The organism is Candidatus Manganitrophaceae bacterium, from assembly GCA_012960925.1.
GTDB lineage: Bacteria > Nitrospirota > Nitrospiria > SBBL01 > JAADHI01 > DUAG01.
The window spans coordinates 1-6,487 of sequence record DUAG01000049.1; the positions used below are offsets into that span (position 1 = coordinate 1).

6 protein-coding genes and 1 pseudogene (1 of these 7 cut by a window edge) are annotated in these 6,487 nt (G+C 49.9%); 2 read left to right on the forward strand and 5 right to left on the reverse strand.

Annotated elements, in window-relative coordinates; translation table 11 throughout:
- Positions 1 to 17: 17 nt before the first annotated feature.
- The 4 genes from EYQ01_08070 to EYQ01_08085 all read right to left on the reverse strand — a co-directional run bounded on the left by EYQ01_08070 (position 18) and on the right by EYQ01_08085 (position 3,815).
- Positions 18 to 236 (reverse strand): hypothetical protein, encoded by a 219-nt coding sequence (locus tag EYQ01_08070; protein HIE65751.1) that lies wholly within the window; start codon positions 234 to 236, stop codon positions 18 to 20.
- A gap of 123 nt (positions 237 to 359) precedes the next feature.
- Positions 360 to 1,691: a DUF4105 domain-containing protein gene (locus EYQ01_08075; protein ID HIE65752.1), complete on the reverse strand. Its 1,332-nt coding sequence runs from the start codon at positions 1,689 to 1,691 to the stop codon at positions 360 to 362.
- A gap of 168 nt (positions 1,692 to 1,859) precedes the next feature.
- Positions 1,860 to 2,279: a hypothetical protein gene (locus EYQ01_08080; protein ID HIE65753.1), complete on the reverse strand. Its 420-nt coding sequence runs from the start codon at positions 2,277 to 2,279 to the stop codon at positions 1,860 to 1,862.
- Between the two features lie 102 nt (positions 2,280 to 2,381).
- A complete protein-coding gene (locus tag EYQ01_08085; protein ID HIE65754.1) occupies positions 2,382 to 3,815 on the reverse strand; it encodes a fibronectin-binding domain-containing protein in 1,434 nt (477 codons plus the stop codon).
- 258 nt (positions 3,816 to 4,073) lie between these two features.
- On the opposite strand from EYQ01_08085, the gene EYQ01_08090 reads away from it, so the two are divergent.
- Positions 4,074 to 4,343: a hypothetical protein gene (locus tag EYQ01_08090; protein HIE65755.1), complete on the forward strand. Its 270-nt coding sequence runs from the start codon at positions 4,074 to 4,076 to the stop codon at positions 4,341 to 4,343.
- A gap of 68 nt (positions 4,344 to 4,411) precedes the next feature.
- Entirely contained in the window at positions 4,412 to 5,164 is a 753-nt protein-coding gene (locus EYQ01_08095; protein ID HIE65756.1) for a lytic transglycosylase domain-containing protein, read from the forward strand.
- Positions 5,165 to 5,311: 147 nt separating this feature from the next.
- Here the strand turns inward: EYQ01_08095 and EYQ01_08100 are convergent.
- Positions 5,312 to 6,487 (reverse strand): annotated as a pseudogene (locus tag EYQ01_08100) (IS256 family transposase) (it continues 127 nt past the right edge of the window).

Sequence of the window (6,487 nt, forward strand, 5' to 3'; positions counted from 1 at the left end):
TAAAGATGGGATTGAGATCAATAAATCAGATCAGGTCGCCGCTTAATGAAGATCTCATACACCAGATTTGACAATAACTCTCCCTTAAACGGTTTTGCATCTTTCGGCATTTCCCCATATTGGATAAGCTGTAATTCGTCACCGATCAATTTTCGCACTTCTTGTGGAGACTCCAAAATATTCTTTTTCGAGTTTCCAAGCCGCACAACAGGCCGGGAAATGTGTGGCTTCTTCATTCTCACAATATATCCCCAAGGGGCACTCATATAATTATAGGATATATCCTATAATTATATGAGTGAAATAGTGGGTTATCAAGGCCCTTAAGTTGCTGCCCATTTAAGAGGGGCGAGGTGGATTTACCCAATGAAAGATTGCGTACGGCCTGCGGCCCAGGACAGACCTACATGGACGGGGAGTGTGAGGGCAATGATCTCGCCATTCACCTGATCAAATCCAGGGAGGATCTGGAGGAGAAGGCCCGCTACCGAGAGCGCAACAATCGCGTAGGACAGTTGTGCTGCCCTCCTGGGCAGATGCCCACGCAGGAGGAGGATGGGAAAGAGAAAGGCCAATGCCAGGGACAGGGGGTTATATTGAAGCAGGTTTTCGTTCCAGTACCAAAATCGGTGTTCTGTAAAGAACCATCCCAGTAGAAGCAGTGTCCCGACCAGGCCGCTTAAGAGTCCCCACAGGCTGCCCAGCAATCCCAGTCCCACGCGACTCCACCTGCATCCTTTTGTGGTGAAATGGCCCAGGACCGCAAAGCACAAGCCCAAAGAGAAACCGATTCCTGAAAAGATGAGTAGGAAGCTTTTAATTTCCGTCGGCTCCTTTATGCTCTTTGAATGGAAGATCTGTCGGTCTGATAGAACCAGAGGGGAGCCGTCTTCTAGCGCCACCGTATTCAGGTGACGCCTCAGCGCCATCGGGGTGAAGGTTTCTTCCCAGATTGAAATGTCCCGATCTCCTGGATTCCCGAGGACAAGCTGACTCGCGAGGTAGGCCATCGGTAAACCCTGGAGGAGTCGCCGGGTGTGGGAGCGAAAACTTTCTCCGGTCTCCTTTCCTTGTAAGGCCCTGGCGATCACGTCCCCGAGAACCTGATCGATTGCATCGCGCACGCGGGTGGAGCAATTGTCGAGGTAGTAATCGTAGCGGTAGGTCCGGCTTGCATCCGTGTCATTTTCTATCAGGAAGTGTGCGAGCTTGTTCTTCTGGTCTGTCGTCAGACTCAGTTTCTGGACCCAGACATTTCGGTCACTTTCGGTATTGAGTTGGACAAAGACGTCTGCGCCGATACTCCCCATGGCGTATAACATCTCTCCGCGAATGTATCGCGGCCAGAAGTTCTCGGATTGGAAACTGAACAGTCCCCAGTGGAAGATCTGGTTGAAGCCGCGTTCTTTATCCCGGATGACGAGACCGTTGTGTCCGAAACGTTCCCAGACAAGGTCCCCCGGACCTACCGTGACAAGAAAGACCTCGGCCTGTGGGGTGAGCAGATCGCGCGGCACACCGGGTTCTGCGGCAAGCGCCAGTACATCCGGCGTCAAATTCAATAAAACAATGGTCAATGCTAATAGAATGGATTTCAAATGGTCTCCCAGTAAAACAAAATGCTGACAATAAACCGTCAAGTCGCCTGAAAGACAAGGCCAGAGGCCAAAGGGCGACCGAGGCGTACTCACTGTACGGTGAGGAGACTTTTGGCCGGTAACGCAGTATGGAAGAACCTCGCCTCAAGGAGGCAAGGATTCTTCGACCCGTAGTGAAAAAATGACATTTTTATTCGCTCACTAACCCCGCAAAGAGGTTGGGGATCACGCTCTCTATGCGTGGGCAGGCGAATCGGCGGTTTACCCCAAGATTCTATCTTGGTTCTTGGGGTCCTGAAGGCGCTTGCGCCCGGACCATCCTGCCGCCAAGAGAAGTCCACCCATGACCAGGTAGAGTGAAGCAAGGTGGAGGTGGGCCCGTGGGTTGGGATCATTCTCCGGGGAAAAAACAACCTTGCCCCACCTGAAGCTCCAATAAATAACGGTGAAAAGAGATGCATACATGAGGATGCTGTAGTCTCGGCGCTCTGTCCGCGAGCCTTGTATCCCCATTCGGAGTACAAATATTCCCAAGCCGTAATAGAACAATGCGATCAGAAGATGAAGAACGCGAAGGGGATCAACTCCCCAGCGATTGTAAAGGACAAAGAAGCGGAATCCATAGGTAAAAAAGATGACAAAGCAGGACACGAAGAGGAGCGTACGGACTTTTTTAGACATCTTATTCAATTCTCCAAGCACCTTGCTCTGAAGGCTTATCCAAGCATGTTGAGCAGTTACAATAAATTCCGCTGCCTGTGCGGCTTTCAAAAAGACGCCATTCTAAACAGGTCTGATGCGGTTTTGCAAGATCCGTTCTAAACGGGCCGCTTCGATCTCGATATAAATATTCTTGTCTTGTGAAGTGAGTACACTTCCTGCCTTCTGATTCTTCGGCCTTTGAATATATTTCCTATAGGTATAAAGAACGTCCCCTTTTCCGGCCTTGCGGCCTTTGCTGAAGTGGAGCGCCAGCGTGGCGGCATCCAGGAGGGTTTGATAGGGGATCTCCCGTCTCCGTTCCATCCGTACGATCAGGTGTGAGCCTGGAATGCCCCGGGCGTGGAACCAGAGGTCATTTCCCCTTGCCAGACGGAAGGTAAGCGCCTCATTCTCCAGATCATTTCTTCCGACAACGATGGTCACGCCGTCTGATGATAAAAAACTCGGAGGTCCGGATTTTTTGGGTTTCTGCCTCGGTGTCCGAAGAATCGGGAGCGCGTCCGGATCGAGGTTTCCCCCTTCTGAGATGATTTTGAAATGATGCTCCAGGCGGGTTATCTCTTCTTCATTCTTTATGATTTCTGCCTGAAGGGAGGCCGCGGCAGTTTGTCCTTTTTTATAGCGCTTAAAATACCATTCAAGGTTTTCCGAGGGCGAAAGAGCTGGGTTCAATTCAAGTTCGATCTCGCATCCTTCCTCCTGAGCGGGGTCCACACAGATTAGGGTAAGCGCTCCGGGTGTGATGTGATGCATGTTATTCTTCAGGATCTCTCCTAATGTACGATATCTTTCAGAATTTTTTGCTTCGGAGCATTTGCTCCGGAGCTGGCGCAATCTTTTTTGATGCCGACGGATGGTCTTGTCGAGTCGTGAAAGGGCTTCTTTTTTTAAGGAATCTTTTTTCTCTTCCTCTTCGATGGTCCGATAGAAGGCCTCTACTGAATGATTGAACTCAAACTGCTCGTTTTCAATGATCGGAATTGTGGTTTCATGGAAAGAGGTCTCCGGATGGATGACGGGGGACTGGTAGAGGGCACCCGTGCGTAGAGATCGTTTATCGCGGGATGGATAAAGTGATCCGAGGATGACTCCCCGGGCATCGCACAGGAAGATATTTGCAGACAGGCCCATCAATTCAGCCGTCAAGGAGATGCTTTCCGATTTCTCACTGGCCATCCAGGAAAAATCAATACGGATGACACGGTCTCCGTCGATCTGATGAATGGAGACAATCCGCTTATAGCGAAGGTGGGCGCGCAGGAGTTGACAGAATTGAGGGGGCTTCGGCGGGTTGGGCGGGTAAGCTGTGGCGAGGTGAAACCGAGAGTGCCGCCGATGCGCGGAGAAATAGAGACGATGCCGTTTCCCGTGTTGATCAACCTGAAAGAGGATGGCCCAGGCCCGGGGTTGATCGACCCGGAAAATCCGTCCTCCTTTCAGCAGTCCCTGGATTTCGGTTAGAACGGTTTTAAGCTGTCTTGCGCTGAGAGACATCCTGTTGACCTTATGGAATCACAGATTAAGGCATGAATTGTTTTTTCAGGGCAAAAACGTCCCGCTTTTACGTTGCAAATCTTGACAATAGAGGGCTATGGCTTCGCGAGAACCATCCTCTGCGATTTGCGTCTTGAATCGAAACATAAGATCTCCTGAAAGACTCAAGCCAGACTTAATCAGAGGTTCCCTTATTTAAAACCATATGTTAGTTTGGGGTTGATTTTACCGGGGAAGGGAAGAATCCGCAACCTACCTATGAAGAGACGAAGAAGTGAAGAAGATTCCTCGCGGCTTGATCTGCATGGTCAGCGTATTGAAGAAGCGATTGAACTGATTGAGCGTAAGCTCGATCAGTCGATGCTGTCGGGGGAGAGAGAGGTTTCTCTCATCCATGGCCATGGAAGCGGTCGTTTAAAGAAAGCGGTTCGCGCCTACTTAAGCCAATCCCCTTATGTCGAGTCATTCAGGCCGGGCAATGACTGGGAAGGCGGCGACGGCATTACCGTTGTCACTTTGGCAGAGTAGGCAGCGGACCCCCCCCCTCTTTCGAGGGGATTGACTCGGATATAGGTAAAGGAGTAGAGTTCTAGGTAATGGATCAATATAAACCGACATATAAGCACGTATGGCTCCTGGTTGTTCCGATGGCCTTGCTCTTTTCTCGTCCCCTGTTGTTGGACTTGGCGGTTCCGGGGCCGATTCCAGTACTGGAAGAAGCTCTGGTCGAGACCGTTTCCCTCTCTGTTCCCGTAAAACATATCCGCTCTGATCGCGAAGAGAAGATCTATCAAATCCTTTCCAAATTCTACACCGGATTGAAATCGTCAGAGAACGAAGCATTGGTGTCCTTCATTAGTGAGGAGAGTCAGCGCTATGGTTTTGATCCTGAGTTGATCCTGGCGCTCATCTCGACCGAAAGCTCTTTTTATAACTGGTCTATTTCCAGGAAAGGGGCGGTAGGTCTCATGCAGATTGTTCCGAATACGGGAAGGCAGCTGGCCAAGATCAAAAAAATCTCCTGGGATGATCAGGAAGATCATTTGTTTGATCCGATTATTAATGTAAAGCTTGGCATCCACTATCTTCACATGCTGAAGTTAAAGTTTGGAAATGTCAATACCGCACTCACCGCCTACAATTTTGGTCCGACCCGTGTGAAACGCTGGATCCGGAATGGCAAGTCGATTCCGACCGGCTACGCGAACAAGGTGATGAGGATCTACCAGAATTATCTGGATCTGGTGACCGTCGTCGAGGATCTGACAGAAAAGACCAGAACCCCCGCGAAAAAAGTCAAGACCGGCTCCGCCGGACACGACGTCTCAAAAGTCTCCATCCGCTCTTAATCAAAGATTCACCAGATCAAACTACTCCAAATATCTAAAGAGTTCCCGTAGAAAAATAGGTCACTGCTCGGTTTAGCGTAATTCGGACCGGTTTTCCGGGAGAATTTTAGATGTTACGATTGGTGTTGCCAGGAAATGGGGAGAGATTCAGGGAGAAGAAGAGCGGCAAGAAAAAATAATGCCTGCCATGGACAGGTTGATTGCGGCGACCTGATCTGATTTGTTGATCTCAATTCCATCTTTAAATGGAACTCCTTCAATGACTTTGGCGAGGTAGTTAAATCCACGTAACTTGCGCCAGTTAAGCTCAGCACTTTGGCTGAGTTTAAACATCATATGTAACATTCCATCTCTGGATAAACACCCTTTCGAGCGTTTGGTCCGATGTCGAATGGTGCCAAAGGTCGATTCAATCGGATTGTTCGTTCTCAAACTTTGCCAATGTGTGGCAGGAAAGTCATAAAAGGCCAATAACTCATCTCTGTCTTTTTGAAGACAAAGCGTTGCCTTCGGATATTTGGCCTCATAGGTTTTTACAAACAAATCAAAAGCGCCTTCTGCATTTTTCAGCGTATCTGCCTGTCAGATGTCATGTAACGACCCTTTCGCTTTTGCTTGTAGAGACTTTGGCAAAGCATTCAGAACATTGCAGGTTTTATGCATCCAGCAGCGCTGCTGGCGCGTGTCTGGACAAATCTCTCCCAGGGCAGCCCAGAACCCCATGGCCCGATCTCCGACGGCAAGCTCAGGGCTGTTCATCCCGCGGGATTTCAATCTCAACAGGACTTCGCGCCAACTCTGTGTGGATTCCCGGACGCCGTCTTCTATTGCCAGAAAATGCTTTTCACCCCGTTCATTGACGCCAATGATCACCAAGGCACACAGCTTCACCTGCTCCACTCTCAGGCCACTGTAGATGCCATCTGCCCAAATGTAAGCCCAATGATCTTTGCCCAGATCACTCCCACACCAATCTCGATATTCCTGCCCCCAAATCTGCTTCAAGCGCGAAACAGTATTGGCCGAAAACCCTGAAGCCTGAGGACCAAGTAGTACTTTGAGAGCTTCACTCATCTCTCCACTACTCACCCCTTTGAGATATAACCAGGGGATCGTCGCTTCCAAAGACCGGGTCTTGCGAATATACGGCGGAACAATGGTAGACCGGAAGGTGACTGATTCTCCCATCCGAGACCGGACTTTCGGAATCTTCACGGTCACCGGGCCGATGCCCGTCTGAATGGATCGCTCCGGAAGGGAGCCATTTAGAACAACCGCAGCATAACCTTCCTCGGTTTGTTGTCCGGAATATTGAGATAATGG

Excerpts from the sequence above, each read along its gene's own strand:
- EYQ01_08070 (HIE65751.1), bottom strand. The coding sequence starts at position 236 with ATGAAGAAGCCACACATTTCCCGGCCTGTTGTGCGGCTTGGAAACTCG.
- EYQ01_08080 (HIE65753.1), bottom strand. The coding sequence starts at position 2,279 with ATGTCTAAAAAAGTCCGTACGCTCCTCTTCGTGTCCTGCTTTGTCATC.
- EYQ01_08085 (HIE65754.1), bottom strand. The coding sequence starts at position 3,815 with ATGTCTCTCAGCGCAAGACAGCTTAAAACCGTTCTAACCGAAATCCAG.
- EYQ01_08090 (HIE65755.1), top strand. The coding sequence starts at position 4,074 with ATGAAGAGACGAAGAAGTGAAGAAGATTCCTCGCGGCTTGATCTGCAT.
- EYQ01_08095 (HIE65756.1), top strand. The coding sequence starts at position 4,412 with ATGGATCAATATAAACCGACATATAAGCACGTATGGCTCCTGGTTGTT.